Annotated in this window: 14 protein-coding genes; 5 read left to right on the plus strand and 9 right to left on the minus strand. The window is 67.4% G+C overall.

The genetic code is table 11. The features are described 5' to 3' along the window. Positions 1 to 102 precede the first annotated feature (102 nt). Complete coding sequence (locus tag HFK18_RS07195; protein WP_025879399.1) at positions 103 to 879, plus strand: SDR family oxidoreductase; 777 nt, start codon at positions 103 to 105, stop codon at positions 877 to 879. Between the two features lie 10 nt (positions 880 to 889). Here HFK18_RS07195 and HFK18_RS07200 read toward each other — a convergent pair whose 3' ends face one another. The 9 genes from HFK18_RS07200 to HFK18_RS07240 form a co-directional block, all read right to left on the minus strand. After that, positions 890 to 1,627, minus strand: a complete 738-nt coding sequence (locus tag HFK18_RS07200; protein WP_180165380.1) for a hypothetical protein — start codon at positions 1,625 to 1,627, stop codon at positions 890 to 892. Between the two features lie 474 nt (positions 1,628 to 2,101). Continuing rightward, the gene (locus tag HFK18_RS07205) at positions 2,102 to 2,809 is read right to left on the minus strand and encodes a DUF4124 domain-containing protein (protein WP_180165382.1); all 708 of its coding nucleotides are present in this window, start codon (positions 2,807 to 2,809) and stop codon (positions 2,102 to 2,104) included. 43 nt (positions 2,810 to 2,852) lie between these two features. After that, positions 2,853 to 3,413 (minus strand): Sua5/YciO/YrdC/YwlC family protein, encoded by a 561-nt coding sequence (locus tag HFK18_RS07210; RefSeq protein WP_180165391.1) that lies wholly within the window; start codon positions 3,411 to 3,413, stop codon positions 2,853 to 2,855. A gap of 121 nt (positions 3,414 to 3,534) precedes the next feature. Then, positions 3,535 to 6,012 (minus strand): DNA topoisomerase I, encoded by a 2,478-nt coding sequence (locus HFK18_RS07215; RefSeq protein WP_180165393.1) that lies wholly within the window; start codon positions 6,010 to 6,012, stop codon positions 3,535 to 3,537. Positions 6,013 to 6,234: 222 nt separating this feature from the next. Next, entirely contained in the window at positions 6,235 to 7,164 is a 930-nt protein-coding gene (locus HFK18_RS07220; protein WP_180165395.1) for an RDD family protein, read from the minus strand. A 48-nt stretch (positions 7,165 to 7,212) separates the two neighbouring features. Beyond that, positions 7,213 to 7,947 carry a GYF domain-containing protein gene (locus HFK18_RS22005; RefSeq protein ID WP_180165403.1) on the minus strand — a complete coding sequence of 245 codons (735 nt, stop codon included), beginning with the start codon at positions 7,945 to 7,947 and terminating at the stop codon, positions 7,213 to 7,215. A 40-nt stretch (positions 7,948 to 7,987) separates the two neighbouring features. Beyond that, positions 7,988 to 8,461 carry a DUF494 family protein gene (locus HFK18_RS07230; RefSeq protein ID WP_025879062.1) on the minus strand — a complete coding sequence of 158 codons (474 nt, stop codon included), beginning with the start codon at positions 8,459 to 8,461 and terminating at the stop codon, positions 7,988 to 7,990. A gap of 43 nt (positions 8,462 to 8,504) precedes the next feature. Then, positions 8,505 to 9,632 carry a DNA-processing protein DprA gene (gene dprA, locus HFK18_RS07235; protein WP_100553739.1) on the minus strand — a complete coding sequence of 376 codons (1,128 nt, stop codon included), beginning with the start codon at positions 9,630 to 9,632 and terminating at the stop codon, positions 8,505 to 8,507. A gap of 132 nt (positions 9,633 to 9,764) precedes the next feature. After that, positions 9,765 to 10,892 carry a LysM peptidoglycan-binding domain-containing protein gene (locus HFK18_RS07240; protein ID WP_100553738.1) on the minus strand — a complete coding sequence of 376 codons (1,128 nt, stop codon included), beginning with the start codon at positions 10,890 to 10,892 and terminating at the stop codon, positions 9,765 to 9,767. Between the two features lie 128 nt (positions 10,893 to 11,020). On the opposite strand from HFK18_RS07240, the gene def reads away from it, so the two are divergent. From def to HFK18_RS07260, 4 genes are all read left to right on the plus strand, one after another. Beyond that, positions 11,021 to 11,533: a peptide deformylase gene (def, locus tag HFK18_RS07245; RefSeq protein WP_025879059.1), complete on the plus strand. Its 513-nt coding sequence runs from the start codon at positions 11,021 to 11,023 to the stop codon at positions 11,531 to 11,533. A gap of 122 nt (positions 11,534 to 11,655) precedes the next feature. Next, positions 11,656 to 12,579, plus strand: a complete 924-nt coding sequence (fmt, locus tag HFK18_RS07250) for a methionyl-tRNA formyltransferase (protein ID WP_180165405.1) — start codon at positions 11,656 to 11,658, stop codon at positions 12,577 to 12,579. Positions 12,580 to 12,582: 3 nt separating this feature from the next. Then, a complete protein-coding gene (gene rsmB / locus HFK18_RS07255; RefSeq protein WP_180165407.1) occupies positions 12,583 to 13,914 on the plus strand; it encodes a 16S rRNA (cytosine(967)-C(5))-methyltransferase RsmB in 1,332 nt (443 codons plus the stop codon). Positions 13,915 to 13,936: 22 nt separating this feature from the next. Then, complete coding sequence (locus HFK18_RS07260) at positions 13,937 to 15,649, plus strand: glycosyltransferase family 39 protein (protein WP_180165409.1); 1,713 nt, start codon at positions 13,937 to 13,939, stop codon at positions 15,647 to 15,649. The last annotated feature ends 15 nt before the right edge of the window (positions 15,650 to 15,664 follow it).

The following is a 15,664-nucleotide window of genomic DNA, read 5'->3' on the forward strand; positions in this document are numbered from 1 at the left end:
CCACAAGGGATGTGGGGCCAGTGTCGCATCACGGACGGGGGACGGTCGTGAGCGCGTATCCTTGCCGCATCGAAACACAGTGGGCGCGGCCCCGGAGGACATATGACCCAGCAACGGTGGCGCCTGGACGGGCAGACGGCCCTGATCACCGGTGCCAGCGCCGGAATCGGCCTGGCGATCGCGCATGAACTGGCCGGTCTCGGCGCCGATCTGATGATCGTCGGCCGCGACCTCGACATGCTGGAGAGCGCCCGCGATGAGCTGCTGGATGTGTATCCGCAGCACCAGGTTCACGCATTGGCCGCCGATGTATCCGACGACGAAGACCGTCGGCAGATCCTGGACTGGGTCGAGGACCACGCCGATGGCCTGCACATCCTGGTCAACAATGCCGGTGGCAACATCACCAAGCCCGCCACGGAGTACTCCGAAGACGAGTGGCGTGGCATTTTCGAGACCAATCTGTTCTCGGCGTTCGAACTGTCGCGCTATGCGCATCCGTTGCTCGCGCGCCACGCGTCATCGGCCATCGTCAACGTCGGCAGCGTGTCCGGCCTGACCCATGTGCGCAGTGGCGTGGTCTATGGCATGACCAAGGCGGCGATGCACCAGATGACCCGCAACCTCGCGGTGGAATGGGCCGAGGACGGCATCCGGGTCAATGCCGTGGCACCGTGGTACATCCGCACCCGTCGTACCTCCGGCCCGCTGTCCGATACCGACTACTACGAAGAAGTGATCGGACGCACGCCGATGCGGCGCATCGGTGAGCCGGAAGAAGTGGCCTCGGCGGTGGGCTTCCTGTGCCTGCCGGCGTCGAGCTATGTCACCGGCGAATGCATCGCGGTGGATGGCGGCTTCCTGCGTTACGGGTTCTGATCGCGGCTGCTCACTGCGGCACCGGGCAATTGCTGGCTTCCAGCACGGCCTGCAGGCGCTCGCGTTCGCCGCGCGCCGCCTGCTGATTCTCCGGTGCGACGAACCGCTCGCGACCGCGTGCATCGCGGAAGCGCTGTTGCCAGCTGCCGCAGCGCTGTGCTTCGGTCACTTCCGTGCAGCGGTCGCTGACCACCTCGCAACTGGCGGCGTTGACCGGTGTTGCCCCACCCAGGCCCTGTATGTTCAACAGTTCGCAGCGACCTGGCGCAGCCTCGTACTCATGCAGGTAGGAGCCGCCCTGCGTGTCAACGCACTGGAAGATCGCCGGTAACGGAGGCTTTGCTGGCGCGTCCTTGTCCGTTGCAGCGCCCTCACCGCGTTGGTGCAGCGTCGCGCTGTCGAGGATGGTGTCTCCCTCTGCGCTGTCGACCATGCGGGCTTCCATGATCGGACGTTCCTCGCCGGCGCGCGGGCTGGCCGACGCGGCAGTGGGCACGCTGGGCGTTGAGGTGGGGGGCGACGTGGGCAAGGCCCTGGCGCTCGGTGGAGGAGCGTCCGGTGTGGCAGCGGCAGGCGCTGTCCGTGCCGGATCGGCCACCCGCTGCACGCGCTGCGTGCTGCCCTCGGGACAAGGCATGCGCTGGATGGTCTGCACGTCGCTGGCCGACGTGCAGCGGTAGATCACCATGTCATCGGCCAACGCGTGGCCGGGCAACAGGCCGATGGCCAGCCAGATCAGTCTTCTCATGCGAGCAGCCTACAGCCGTGGCCCATGCCCTGGTAGCTGCCAACCCTGGTTGGCACCGCTGTCTGCCACGGCGCAGGGCTCACATGCCCTGGTAGTTGCCAACCTTGGTTGGCACTGCTGTCTGCCAGCGCCCACCAAGGTGGGCCTCTACCAAAGCGCGCGGCACAGCCCCGCCCTGGTAGTTGCCAACCTTGGTTGGCACCGCTGTCTGCCAGCGCCCACCAAGGTGGGCCTCTACCAAAGCGGGGCGCAGCCCTCAGCGCAGGGCTCACACGCCCTGGTAGCTGCCAACCTTGGTTGGCACCGCTGTCTGCCAGCGCCCACCAAGGTGGGCCTCTACCAAAGCGCGGCACAGCCCTCAGCGCAGGACTCACACGCCCTGGTAGCTGCCAACCTTGGTTGGCACTGCTGTCTGCCAGCGCCCACCAAGGTGGGCCTCTACCAAAGCGCGCGGCACAACCCCCGGCGCGGGGCTCAGCGGCCGCAATCCTGCGCCAGCCGTGCATCGATGCCGCGCTGCTCGTTGCTGATCGCGGTGCGCTCGCTCTGCAGTGCGCTGTTGTAGCGCCGGTCCAGTTCCCAGCGACGGTCACGCAGGCGTGCGCACACTTCCTGCGGGGGCAGGGCGTGGCAGGTATCGCGAACCAGGATGTTGCCGGCAGGCACGTTGACGCCGACGCCCACTGACGGCGGGCGATACACCGGCGGCCCGACGCCGATGGGGGTACCGATGGTGCTGCCGCTACCGGCCGGGCGCGGCCCTGGATGCGGTCCGGGTCGCCCGCCGCCAGGATGGCCATGCGGATACCAGACCGTTGTCCACAGCGGCACCCAGCGCGGATTCCCTTCGTTGTTGTCGCTGGTGTAGCGGTCGCCGTCTTCACTCACGCATTCGTACATCGGCTGTGGCGGCTGGATGTAGACATGGCGCACCTCGCGCTCGCGCATCGGCGATGTCTGCGCCGGTGCGGGCACTGCGGCATCGGTGCTGACCACTCGCGGCGGCGGATCGCGTGGACGCTGCAGGTCGCGCACTTCCTGGCGGCCGGCAGTGCAGGGCTTGTCCTGCAGGGCGACGGCACCATTGCTGCCGACGCAGCGGTAGACCCGCACGTCGTCAGCGGCAAGTGCCGGCAACGGCAGCAGCAGGGCCAGGCACAGGACAGGGCGCAGCAGGGTCATGTGCGCAGCGTGCGCGATCGGCAACGCCGACGCAATCAGCCTGTCAGGAGCGCAGTACGTTGCCACTGAGCGCGTCGCGGATCGGCGTGGGTTGGGCCAGGCCGCCGGTCTGCCCATCGAGGATGCCGTCGAGCAGGCGCAGCAGGCGTGGGTCCAGCTCTTCGCGGCTGCGCGCGGGTGGCTCGCCGGCAAGGTTGGCGCTGGTAGAGACCAGAGGGCCACCCCAGGCCTGGCACAGTGCCGCGACCAAGGGGTGGGCGCTGATCCGTACCGCGATGCCGCTGTGTTCGCCGGTGATCCAGTCGGGGGCGCGTGCACCGGCGGGCAGGATCCAGGTGTTGGCGCCGGGCCAGCTGGCAAGCACCGCGCGCTGGCGTGCATCGGGCAGCGCCTGCAGGCGCACCCAGCCCTGCAGCTGCGACAGTTCCGCGGCCACCAGGATCATGCCTTTCTCGATCGGGCGCTGCTTCAGCCGCAGCAGCAGGTGCACCGCTGCCTCATGCGAAGGGTCGCACCCCAGGCCCCAGACTGCTTCGGTCGGGTAGGCGATCACCCCGCCACTGCGAAGCGTGGCGACTGCGGTGTCCAGTGTGAGTTCTTTCATGGCGGCGACCGGGCCCGGCGTGGGCCTTCATTATCCCCCCGCTGCGTGCACAACGGGTGGAGCAGTGGGTGCGGACCGTTGGTCCGCACACCTTGGCAGATCATCCACGCATGGCGTGGATCTACTTGGCGGCTTTCTTGGCCGGGGCCTTCTTCACCGCTTTCTTGGTGGCCTTCTTCGCCGCCTTCTTTGCCGGCGCCTTCTTGGCAGCCGCCTTCTTCGGCGCGGCTTCCTTCTTCACTGCCGCTTTCTTTGCCGGGGCCTTCTTCGCGGCGGCCTTCTTGGCACCGAAGCCCTTGCGCACCGGCTTGCCGGTCTCTTCCATCAACTGCTGCACTTCGGCCAGGGTCAGCGATGCCGGCTCACGATCCTTGGGGATCTTGCCGTTCATCTTGCCGTCGCTGATGTACGGGCCGAAACGACCGTTCAGCACCTGGATGTCGCTGCCCTCGAATTCCTTGATGATCCGGTTGCGCGCGATTTCTTCCTTCTCTTCGATCAGGAACACGGCGCGGGCCAGGTCGATGGTGTACGGGTCGTCTTCCTTCTTCAGCGAGGCGTAGGTGCTGCCACGCTTGGCGAACGGGCCGAAGCGGCCGATGCCGACGCTGACGTCCTCGCCCTTGTCCTCACCCAGCGCGCGCGGCATCAGGAACAGCTCCAGCGCGTCTTCCAGGGAAATGGTGTGCATCGACTGGCCCGGCCGCAGCGAAGCGAACTTGGGCTTGTCCTCGGCATCCTCGGCCGTGCTGCCGATGGCTGCGTAAGGCCCGAACCGGCCCAGGCGCACGCTGACCGGCTTGCCGGTCTTCGGGTCGGTACCGAGCTCGCGCGCGCCACTGGCCTCGGCACGGTCGACCGATTCCTTCTTGTCTTCGACCAGTTCCTTGAACGGGCCCCAGAAGCGCGACATCAGCGGAATCCACTCTTCCTCGCCGCGCGAGACGGCATCGAGCTCGTCTTCCAGCTTGGCGGTGAAGTCGTAGTCGACGTACTGGGTGAAGTGGCTGGACAGGAACTTGGACACCGCACGGCCGACATCGGACGGGCGGAAGCTGCGGCCTTCCATTTCCACGTACTTGCGGAACAGCAGGGTCTGGATGATAGAGGCGTAGGTCGAAGGACGGCCGATGCCATATTCTTCCAACGCCTTCACCAGCGCCGCTTCGGTGAAGCGCGGCGGCGGCTGGGTGAAATGCTGGTCGGCCACGATGCGTTCCAGCGGCACGCGGTCGCCCGGCTTCATCGCCGGCAGCTTGCGGCCTTCGTCGTCATCCTCGGCGCTCTTGCTGTCCTTGCCTTCCTCGTACACGGCCAGGAAGCCGGGCACGACCACGGTGGTGCCGCTGGCGCGGAACACGTGTTCGCTGCCGGCCGACAGATCCACGCTGACGGTGTTGAGCGTGGCCGGAATCATCTGGCAGGCCACTGCACGCTTCCAGATCAGCTCGTACAGCTTGCGCTCGTCGTCGGTCAGGAACCGCGCGACCTGGGCCGGGGTACGCAGTGCCGAGGTCGGACGCACCGCTTCGTGTGCTTCCTGGGCGTTCTTGGACTTGGTCTGGTAGGTGTTGGGCTGGTCGGGCAGCGAGGCGATGCCGTAGTCACGGGCGATCACGTCGCGGATTTCGGCCAGCGCGTCCTGCGACAGGTTCACCGAGTCGGTACGCATGTACGAGATCAGGCCGACCGTGCCTTCGTCGCCGCCGATGTCCACGCCTTCGTACAGCTTCTGCGCGACCTGCATGGTCTTGCGGGTGGTGAAACCCAGCTTGCGCGAGGCTTCCTGCTGCAGCGTGGAGGTGGTGAACGGCGGCGCGGGACGACGCTTGCGCTCCTTGCTGGCCACGTCGGTGACGTGCAGGGCGCCCTGTGCCGCCTGCTGGATGCGCAGGCGGGCGGCCTCGGCGGTGTCGCCGTCAGTGACGGTGAACTGCTCGAATTTCTGCCCGTCCAGCTTGATCAGCTTGGCGTTGAAGTGCTGCGAGGGGTGCGCGCACTCGGCGGCGATCGACCAGTACTCGCGGGCGATGAAGGCTTCGATCTCTTCCTCGCGCTCGACGATCATGCGCAGCGCCGGGCTCTGCACGCGGCCTGCGGACAGGCCGCGCTGGACCTTGCGCCACAGCACCGGCGACAGGTTGAAGCCGACCAGGTAGTCCAGCGCGCGGCGCGCCTGCTGGGCATCGACCAGGTCGCTGGCGATCTCGCGCGGCTGGCTGATGGCTTCCTTGATCGCGCGCGGCGTGATCTCGGTGAAGACCACGCGCTGCATCGGCTTGTCCCCGACCAGCCCGCGCTCCTTCAAGATCTCGGCGATATGCCAGCTGATCGCTTCACCCTCGCGATCCGGATCGGTTGCCAGCAGGATGTCGTCGGCGCCCTTTGCGGCCTTGGCGATCGCATCGACATGCTTTTCGTTCTTCTCGATCACGTCGTAATGCATGGCGAACCCGTTGTCCGGGTCAACCGCGCCTTCCTTCGGGATCAGGTCACGCACGTGCCCATACGAGGCCAGGACCGTGTAGTCCTTGCCGAGGTATTTGTTGATCGTCTTGGCTTTGGCCGGCGATTCAACGATGAGCAGGTGCTTGGGCATGGCAGCAGGGTCTGTGGGTAAGCCGCGGGGAAGGGCCGCTAGGGTGGAGCAAACGGCCGCATTAGTGAAGCGGCCACGGGCAAATCAATAAACTGAACGCCCGGGACTGTGCCGGGCGTTCAGGTTTCACCTTATTAGAGGAATCACGCCCGGCCTGCCATTGTCAAGCAGGGGGGCGTGAGGATGGCCGTCTGCGACGGCGCATTGGCCCTCGATCCCCCATCAGGACGCCATGTTGGCGATGACGCCGACAGCGATGATGATCGCGGCGAAACCGGCCAGCATCAGCAGGCCGCCCAGCACCAGGATCACGATGGTCACCGTGCCCAGTTCGCGACGCTGCAGCTGCGGCTGGTCGGTGTAGGCCCAGCGGTCGACCACCACGGTGTCGCAGATGAGGTCATGCAGGCCCTGCTTGCGCTCGGTGAAGGCGGCCATCAGGTAGCCGATGCACAGGGTCAGGCCACTGAGGATGGTGGCGAAATAGCGGCCGATGCTGCGGCCCAGGGTCAGGCGATCACCGTTGCCGCGCACGACCTTGATGCCGATGGCCATCTTGCCGAGGGTGGCGCCGCCACGGGAGGCATGGAACCAGCCGTAGTAGGCGGCGGCGATGAACAGGCCAGCCAGGCCACTGATCAGCTGGGTAACCACTTCCACTGCTGTTTCGCCGCTGCCGGTCGCCCCCATGCCGGCGCCGAGCACGAAGCCCAGCACGCCACCGACCACGCCGCTGGGAATCAGCAGGACGAAATAGTCGATCAGGTAGGCGGCAAAGCGCTTCCAGAAGCCCGCATAGACCACTTCGCCGCCCTGCACCGGCTGCGAATAGTCACCGCCGCCTGCACCGGGCGCAGTGTACGGCGAGCTGCTGAGGGCGCCGGTGCCCGGCAGTGGCGCGGTGCCGTTGTCGATCGCGGCGTAGTCGTTGCGCAGGTCGAAGCCACCGGTCGCGGTGGAGGTGCTGGCATCGGCCAGGGTCTGCAGGCCCAGTTCGTCCACCATCTGCCGCAGCGGTGCCCACTGTCCCATGCCTTCGCGCCAGACCAGCTTGTCCAGGGTCAACTGGCCGCGCTGGAAACGCTGGCGGATCTCGGTGACCTCCAGCGGTCCCTGGCGTTGCTGTCCTTCGGCGTAGTACCACTCAGTCATTGCATGTCCCCTGTTGGGTCGTCCTTGGTGGGTTGCCCGATGCGCGGCTCAGCCGCGGCATTGCGTGGGCAGATACTTGTCGTCGCTTTCGCCGCTGCATTCCCAGCGTCCGCTGTCGCGGTCGTACTCGAGCCACAGCAGGTCGCCATCCTGGCTCTTGCCCGGAAACGCCAGCGTCGCTTCGATACCGCAGTGGCCATTGTTGAAGCGGCCGATATGCACGGCCGACAGGCCTTGGCCCGCGAATTCGTCCACGGCCGGGAAACCGGCGTCGTTGGCGCCCGGGCAACGGCCCTGGTCATCGGCGAAATGCTGCACCTTGTCCTTCAGCGGCTGCAGCGCGGTGATCGCGCCGGCGACCTTGGCCTTGATCGTGTAATCGTTGTAGGCCGGCAGCGCGATGGCCGCCAGGATGGCCAGGATCGGCACCACCACCAGCAGGGCAACGCCGCCGATGATGGCGGTCAACGCGCAGCCGGACAGGCCCTTCTTCGTGGCCGGTGCAGCGTCCATCGGCGTGGTCGCGTACGGAGAGGCAGGCGGCAGGGTCGGCGGCAGAGGAGCGGCAGGCGGCGGCGGTGCCGCAGTGACGGGTGCATCAACGGCGGGCACGATCAGGCCCAGTTCGTCGACCACATTGCGCAACGGCTGCCATTGCGGCAAGCCGTCGCGCCATACCAGGGTGTCCAGGGTGATCTGGTTGCTACGGAACAGCTCGATCAACTGTTCCGAGGGCAACGGGCCTTGCTGGCGGTTGCCTTCGGCATGGAACCACTCACTCACGGGGGACGCTCCTGAATGCGCACGGCCCCCAAGTGTACGGTCAGTGCAGGGGTTCTGGCTCGTCCACGAACATCTGCGTTTCCATCCAGGCGTAAGCCGCCTCGGCGCCGGGCTGGTTGAACAGCACCATCAGCACCACCCATTTCAGGTCGTCCAGGTCCAGTTCGTCCTGATCCAGGGCCATGGCCCGGTCCAGCACCAGCTCGCGCTGGCCGGCATCCAGGATGCCGTGCTGTTCCAGGTACAGCAGGAAACCACGGCATTCCACATCAAGCTTGTCCAGCTCCGGGCCGTGATAGATGCGCACCGGGCCATCGACCCGGGCCTGGGCCGCGCTTGGGCGCTGCGCTGCCAGGGCATCGAGCCATTCGAATGCCTTGTTGATCTCAGTGGGGCTGAAACCGGCCTGGATCAGGCCATTCTGCAGTGAGTCGCGGTCACGGATCAGGTCCGCATCTTCGCTGAAATAGTGTTCAAACAGGTACAACAGTACATCCAGGATGCTCTCTTTCATTGCCCCTCGGCCTGCGTCGCGCGACGCTGTGGAGGTGAAGAAACTAGGGACGTCGACAGTAGCGGCCGTGTACGCACACCACGATCCCCGCAAGTTCCATGGCCAGCAGCATGGAGGACACCTCCGACGCCGTCAATCCACACTGCGTGATCAGTGAATCCATACTGATGGGGTCGTACTCCAGTGCCCGCCACAAGCTCTGGTAGTCAGCGTCGTTCGCCCAGCATGCCGGCAGGTCCGCCGGCGCTGCCTGTTCAGTGGGGGTGGCAAGCCGGGTTTGCAAGCCCGGAAGCTGGAGGCGCAATGCCGGGGCCAGCAGTTCCAGCACTTCCTCGGGGCGTTCGACCAGGGCAACCCCTTCACGGATGAGCCGGTGGCAGCCGGCTGCGCGCGGATTGAGCACCGAGCCGGGTATCGCACAGACCTCACGGCCCGCTTCAGCCGCCAGCCGGGCGGTGATCAGGGCGCCCGAGCGTTGTGCGGCCTCGACCACCACCGTGGCCAGGGCCAGCCCGGCCACCAGCCGGTTGCGCGCGGGGAAGTGGCCCGGCCGTGCGGGCGTGCCTGGCAGGTATTCGCTGAGCACCACACCTTCGGCGGCGATTCTTGCCTGCAGACGGGTGTGGCTGGTGGGATAGGCGCGGTCGGGGCCGGTGCCGATCACCGCAAGGGTGCAGCCGCCTGCGTCCAACGCCGCCTGGTGGGCGGCGGCATCGATACCTGCCGCCAATCCACTGGTCACGGCCAACCCGGCCTCGACGAAGCAGGTGGCAAACCGGGCGGCGAGGGCACGCCCGGCGGGAGTGGGTGAACGGCTGCCGACCAGGGCTACCGCGGGACGCCAGGCGATGGCCGGATCCCCGGCAACGAACAGCGCCAGGGGCGGATTGGGTGCATCGAGCAGGAGGGGCGGGAAGGCCGGATCGTTGCAGGCCAGCAGATGATGATCCGGCTGCTGCAGCCAGCGCTGCGCAAGCGCGAGGGCGCGGGTGTCGGGACGCTCCAGCGCAGCGCATTGTTCCGGCGTGCAGCCGTGGGCCCGCCAGCCTGCAACGCCCAGTGCCAACGCTGCATCCGCATTGCCGGTGGTCTGCAACAGCGCGCGCCTGGGTGCCAGGGAACCACCGGCGATCAACAGGCGCAGCAGCGCCTCATGTCCATGCTCAGTCATCCCCCGACTATCGGCCCCACACAACAAAGGCGCCCTAGGGCGCCTTCGCGTATTGCTGTCAGGGTATCCCGGAGGTTGCCGGCCGATGCGGCCGGCGCCATCTGCCGAGGCCGGGCGGGGCCCGGCGCCGGATCATTTCGCGTCCGGATGCAGCGCGCTGTAGCCCACACGCACCGGCTTCACGCCCTGCATCACCAACGCATAGCTGACGTTGTCGAAGGTGCGGAAGACCATGGCATGCGCGGCGTACTCATCCGGCAGGCTGACCCGGCCGGCGCCCGTGCTGGTCGAGTCGTCCATGCGCGAGGACCCCGGGAACTTCATCCGGTGCGCCACGTGGCTGCCCTGGCGCCACAGCGAGAACACGGTGCCGTTGTCCACGCCCTGGGCGCGGCCAGCGGAAATCGCGATCACATCGCGCGGGCCGCCGGCGTTGAACATGTCGGTGACCGCCAGTACGCGCACGTCGACGCCTTCCACACCCGCTGCGGGTACATGCGGGAAGAACTGCAGGTCGTACGGCGTGGCCTCGACCGGTACCAGGCGGTCGCCGGCACGCACTTCACGGCCGCCGCTGGCGTTGTCCAGTACCAGGGTCGACGCTTCGGTCTTGCCGCCGGCCACCTTGGTGATGGTGCCGGTGCCGACCTGTGCCAGCTCGTAACCCAGTACGCCACGGCGGTGGTTGGGAGCGCTGAAGGCCTTCCAGAGGTTGCCGCTGCCCGGGGTGACATCACCGTTGGCGGTCAGGTCCTCGGTTGGCTTGGGCTGGGCGTAGCGCACGGTCGGACGGACCACGGCCCAGCGTTGCCCGACCTGGGCGTCGGCCAGGCGCACATAGGCGGTCTGCCCACCGGTGGCGCGCAGGCGGTTGTCTTCCAGGCCGGCCACGTACGGCAGCTGTTCGATGCTGTCGACCACGCTGAGCTGCTTCAGGAACGGCTCGACCTGGGCCAGCGGTACGCCGGTCACCGGGGCTTCCTGGCGCGGGCCGGGCTGGGCCGTCACACGGTCCAGGTAGGCCAGGCTGAGGACGTCACCGGGATAGATCAGGTGTGGATTGGCGACCTGCGGATTGGCCTGCCAGATCTCCGGCCACAGCCAGGGTTTCTGCAGGAAACGTCCTGCGATATCCCACAGGGTGTCCCCTTTGCGGACCACATAGGTGTCCGGGTGCCCGCCATTCACTTCCACGGCGGTAGCATAGGCAGCCACGGTCAGCATCGCCGCGGCGACGACCGTACGAAAACGAAGCAACATAGGTGTGAAGCCCTGATTCCCCAACAGGTCCGCGCACTATAGTCCAGAAACCGGGGCGCAAGGCAAGCGTTGGAGCTAGAATCTGCGACGTATGCCGGCGTAACCCGGCCCCAACCCCGGAAACTGCCATGGCTTTACTCCCCATCCTTGAGTTCCCCGATCCGCGCCTGCGTACCAAGGCTGCGTTGATCGATGCCGCCGAAGTGACCACGCCGGCGTTCCAGGAGCTGCTCGACAACATGTTCGAGACCATGTACGACGCCCCCGGCATTGGCCTGGCTGCCAGCCAGGTGGACGTGCACCAGCGCTTCATGGTCATCGACGTGAGCGAAGAAAAGAACGAGCCGCGCGTGTTCATCAACCCGGAAATCGTCGCCAAGGACGGGGGCCAGGTGTACCAGGAAGGCTGCCTGTCGGTGCCGGGCATCTTCGCCGACGTGACCCGTGCCGACACCATCACCGTCAAGTTCCTGGACCGCCAGGGGCAGCCGCAGGAACTGACCACCGATGGCCTGCTGGCGGTCTGCGTGCAGCACGAGATGGACCATCTGGACGGCAAGCTGTTCATCGATTACCTGTCGCCGCTGAAGCGCGAGATGGTCCGCAAGAAGCTGGCCAAACAGCGCAAGCACGTGGCGTGATGGTTGTTGCGGGCCGCCCTTTCGGGGTGGCTCGCGCCTGTGCGTGACGCGCGGGCTGCCTGGCGCCGGTCGACGGCGCCGTTTTTTTTCCTGCACGATTTCATCCTGCAAGTGGGGTTGCCATGAGGATTGTCTTTGCCGGTACGCCGGAATTCGCGGTGTCGTCGCTGCGCGCGGCCGCGCGTCATCACGAGGTGGTGGCTGTCTATACGCAGCCTGATCGCCCGGCCGGTCGCGGCCGTGGGCTGGCGCCTTCGCCGGTCAAGCTGGAAGCGGTCGCCCGCGGCATCCCCGTGTACCAGCAGGAAACGCTGAAGGACGAGGCGGCCCAGCAGCAGCTGCGTGACCTGCAGCCGGACCTGATGGTGGTGGTGGCCTATGGCCTGATCCTGCCCAAGGCGGTGCTGACCATCCCGACCCACGGTTGCTGGAACGTGCATGGTTCGCTGCTGCCGCGCTGGCGCGGCGCCGCACCGATCCAGCGTGCCATCCAGGCCGGTGACGAGAAGACCGGCATCTGCCTGATGCAGATGGAAGCAGGCCTGGATACGGGCCCGGTGCTGCTGCACCAGGAGCTGCCGATCGCCGCCACCGATACCGGTGGCCAGCTGCACGACAAGCTGGCCGAGCTCGGCGCGCAGGTGCTGTCCGATGGGCTGGGCCTGCTGCGTGCCGGCATCAAGCCGATCGCACGGCCGCAGCCGGAGCAGGGCGTGACCTACGCGCACAAGCTGGACAAGGCCGAGGCAAAACTGGACTGGGTGCAGGACGCAGAAGCGCTGGCGCGCACGGTGCGTGCGTTCAATCCGTGGCCGATTGCCGAGGCACTGTTGGCCGGTGAGCGCGTGCGCATCCACGGCGCGGTGGCGCTGGATGTTGCGCATGGCCAGGCACCGGGCACGGTGCTGGCCGCTGGCCGCGAGGGCATCGACATCGCTTGCGGGCAGGGCGCACTGCGCCTGCGCGTGCTGCAGCGGGAAGGCGGCAAGGCCATCACCGCCGCCGACTACCTCAATGCCCGCCGTGACCTGCGCGTGGGGGTTTGACGGGTGAGCAAGGCAAACGATTTTTCCATCGCCAAAGCGGCGCCGGGCGCAGCCACCCGCATGCTGGCGGCGCGCGTGCTGGCGCAGGTGTTCACCCGCGGCCGTTCGCTCAAGGCGGAGCTGGCCTGGGCGCTGCCGAAACTGGCCGACACCCGCGACCGTGCGCTGCTTGAAGCGTTGTGCTTTGCGGTGCTGCGCCGTCGCAGCACCTATGACGCCGCCCTGCAGGGATGGATGCAGAAGCCGCTGTCCGCGCGCGATGCCGACCTGCGCACGCTGCTGATGGTGGGCTTCGCCCAGTTGGATGTGTTGGAGCTGCCGGCCCATGCGGCGCTGTCGGCCACGGTCGATGCTGCACGCGCACTTGGCCGTGAACGCCAGGCGGGCCTGGTCAACGCGATCCTGCGCCGTGCCCAGCGCGAGGGCTTCCCCGAACAACCGGCACGCGACGCATTTCCGCTCTGGCTGGCCGAGGCCGTCGAACGCGACTGGCCGGCACAGGCCGAGGCGATCTTCGCTGCCAGCCTGCAGCCGGCGCCGTTGTGGCTGCGTGCCAACCGCCAGCAGGGCGGGCGCGACAAGATGATGGCGGCTCTGGCCGAGGCGGGCATTGCCGCCGAAGCCAGCCCGCTGAGCGCCGATGCGCTGCGACTGGCCGCGCCGGTTCCGGTGAACCAGTTGCCCGGCTTCGGCGAAGGCCTGTTGTCGGTGCAGGATCTGTCGGCGCAGTGTGCTGCCGACGCGCTGGCGCCGCCGGCCGGCAGCCGTGTGCTCGACGCGTGTGCCGCGCCGGGTGGCAAGGCTGCGCACCTGCTTGAGCGCGACCCCAGCCTGCGATTGCTGGCGCTGGATATCGACGCCCGTCGCCTGGCGCGCGCCAAGGATACGTTCGCCCGTACCGGGGTGGGCGAAGGCGCCGAGGTCCTGGTGGCCGACGCCAGCGATCCGGGGGCATGGTGGGACGGCGTTCCGTTCGATGCGATCCTGCTGGATGCACCGTGCTCGGCCACCGGCGTCATCCGCCGGCAGCCGGACGTGATGTTCCATCGCCGTGCGGAGGATATCGATGCGCTGGTCGGCATCCAGGCCCGGTTGCTGGAGGCCTGCTGGTCGATGCTGCGCCCCGGCGGTGTGCTGCTGTATGCCACCTGCTCGATCCTGCGCGCGGAAAACGTCGATCAGGTGAAGGGCTTCCTGAAGTGGCACGCGGATGCGGAAGCGGTCGCGCTGGGTGACGCATTTGGTCTGGACTGTGACGGTATCGCTCGCCAGCGCCTGCCCGGTGAAAACGATGCTGACGGATTTTTCTACGCGCGTCTGCTAAAAAAGGCCTGACCCAACCGCTGTCCGAGCCCCCATGCTGAAAACCCGTGCGTCACGCCAGACGTGGCTGTTCGTTGTGATGGCCCTGCTGGTGTTGGGCGCCGGCCTGGGACTACGTGATCCCTGGCCCTCGGACGAACCGCGCTTCGCCCTGGTCGCCAAGCAGATGGTGGACAGCGGCGACTGGCTGTTCCCGCACCGTGGGCTGGAGCTGTACTCGGACAAGCCGCCGATGCTGATGTGGTGGCAGGCCACGCTGTACAGCGTGGTCGGCAACTGGCGTGTGGCGTTCCTGCTGCCCTCGCTGATCGCCGCCCTCGGCACGCTGTGGTGCGTGGTCGACCTGGGCCGGCGCCTGTGGACACGCCAGGTTGGCCTGTACGCCGGTTGGGCGCTGCTGTTCGCCCTGCAGTTCACCTTCCAGGCGAAGAAGGCGCAGATCGACCCGCTGGTGGTGTTGTTCATCACCCTGGCCAACTACGGTCTGCTGCGCCACCTGCTGCTGGGGCCCGCCTGGCGCTGGTGGTGGCTGGGCTGGTTCTTTGCCGGCATCGGGGTGATCACCAAGGGCGTGGGCGTGATCGCGCTGCTGATGATCGTGCCAGCGCTGATCGGTTCGGCGCTGCACTGGCCGCGCGTACGGCTGCATGCACGCGACCTGCGCTTCTGGCTGGCGCCGCTGGCGTTCGTGCTGGCCATCGCGCTGTGGCTGGTGCCGATGGTGATGACCGCACTGGCGACCCGCTCCGGCGAGTACCTGGCCTACATGGACGACATCCTGTTCCGGCAGACCGCCAAGCGCTATGCGCAATCATGGGATCACCACCAGCCCTGGTGGTACTTCCTGGGCACCATGCCGTCGATGTGGATTCCGGCCTTCCTGGCGCTGCCGTGGGCGATCCCCGCCTGGCGGCGCCGCTTGCAGCGTCGGGACGCGCGCTACCTGTTGCTGCTGGGCTGGTGGGCGCTGATCGTGCTGTTCTTCTCGATCCCCAATGGCAAGCGCGACGTCTACATCCTGCCGGCGCTGCCGATGTTCTGCCTGGCGTTGGCGCCGCTGCTGCCGGGGCTGCTGCGCCGGCGCGACGTGCAGTGGCTGCTGGGCGCGTTCACCCTGCTGCTGTCGCTGGGCACGTTGGCCGCCGGGCTGGCGGCCCTGCTGGGCAAGCCCGGCTTCGAAACGCGGCTGATGCAGACGCGCGGCATCGGTAATGGCGAGATGAACGCCCTGGCCTGGGCGGCGATGGCGATGGGCGGCTGGGGTGCGGCCAGCCTGCTGTTGTTCGGCCGCGGCCGCCGCCAGCTGGCGCTGGTCTCGACCCTCACTGCCGTGTGGGTGCTGTACAGCCTGATCGGCTATCCGCTGCTGAATGATTCAAGTTCCGCGCGCGGCCTGATGCGGCATACCGGCCAGCGTATCGGCGCCGATGCCGAGCTGGGGCTGGTGGCCTGGAAGGAGCAGAATCTGCTGATGGCCGACCGCCCGGCCGCCACCTTCGGTTTCAACGAGCCTTGGGATGCTCAGCTGGCTGCGGCCGTGCAGTGGCAGCAACTGGCACCGCAGCGGCGCTGGCTGCTGGTCCACGAAGACGCGCTGCTGCCCTGCGTCGATCGCAGTCGCGCCGAACTGGCCGGTATCGCCAACCGCCGCCGTTGGTGGCTGGTGCCTGCCGCTGCGGTGCAGGGGCCGTGCGTGGCCAGCGCCGACGAGCGGGAACGTGAACGGCGATTGCAGCGTGAGGAGTAACCACCCAGGCCTGCG

This window comes from Stenotrophomonas sp. SbOxS2 (assembly GCF_013416715.1).
In the GTDB taxonomy this organism is placed as follows: domain Bacteria; phylum Pseudomonadota; class Gammaproteobacteria; order Xanthomonadales; family Xanthomonadaceae; genus Stenotrophomonas; species Stenotrophomonas lactitubi.

What these genes read in the sequence shown, in the direction of transcription:
- HFK18_RS07195 (WP_025879399.1), top strand. Translation starts at nt 103, where the DNA reads ATGACCCAGCAACGGTGGCGCCTGGACGGGCAGACGGCCCTGATCACC.
- HFK18_RS07200 (WP_180165380.1), bottom strand. Translation starts at nt 1,627, where the DNA reads ATGAGAAGACTGATCTGGCTGGCCATCGGCCTGTTGCCCGGCCACGCG.
- HFK18_RS07205 (WP_180165382.1), bottom strand. Translation starts at nt 2,809, where the DNA reads ATGACCCTGCTGCGCCCTGTCCTGTGCCTGGCCCTGCTGCTGCCGTTG.
- HFK18_RS07210 (WP_180165391.1), bottom strand. Translation starts at nt 3,413, where the DNA reads ATGAAAGAACTCACACTGGACACCGCAGTCGCCACGCTTCGCAGTGGC.
- HFK18_RS07215 (WP_180165393.1), bottom strand. Translation starts at nt 6,012, where the DNA reads ATGCCCAAGCACCTGCTCATCGTTGAATCGCCGGCCAAAGCCAAGACG.
- HFK18_RS07220 (WP_180165395.1), bottom strand. Translation starts at nt 7,164, where the DNA reads ATGACTGAGTGGTACTACGCCGAAGGACAGCAACGCCAGGGACCGCTG.
- HFK18_RS07230 (WP_025879062.1), bottom strand. Translation starts at nt 8,461, where the DNA reads ATGAAAGAGAGCATCCTGGATGTACTGTTGTACCTGTTTGAACACTAT.
- dprA (WP_100553739.1), bottom strand. Translation starts at nt 9,632, where the DNA reads ATGACTGAGCATGGACATGAGGCGCTGCTGCGCCTGTTGATCGCCGGT.
- HFK18_RS07240 (WP_100553738.1), bottom strand. Translation starts at nt 10,892, where the DNA reads ATGTTGCTTCGTTTTCGTACGGTCGTCGCCGCGGCGATGCTGACCGTG.
- def (WP_025879059.1), top strand. Translation starts at nt 11,021, where the DNA reads ATGGCTTTACTCCCCATCCTTGAGTTCCCCGATCCGCGCCTGCGTACC.
- fmt (WP_180165405.1), top strand. Translation starts at nt 11,656, where the DNA reads ATGAGGATTGTCTTTGCCGGTACGCCGGAATTCGCGGTGTCGTCGCTG.
- HFK18_RS07260 (WP_180165409.1), top strand. Translation starts at nt 13,937, where the DNA reads ATGCTGAAAACCCGTGCGTCACGCCAGACGTGGCTGTTCGTTGTGATG.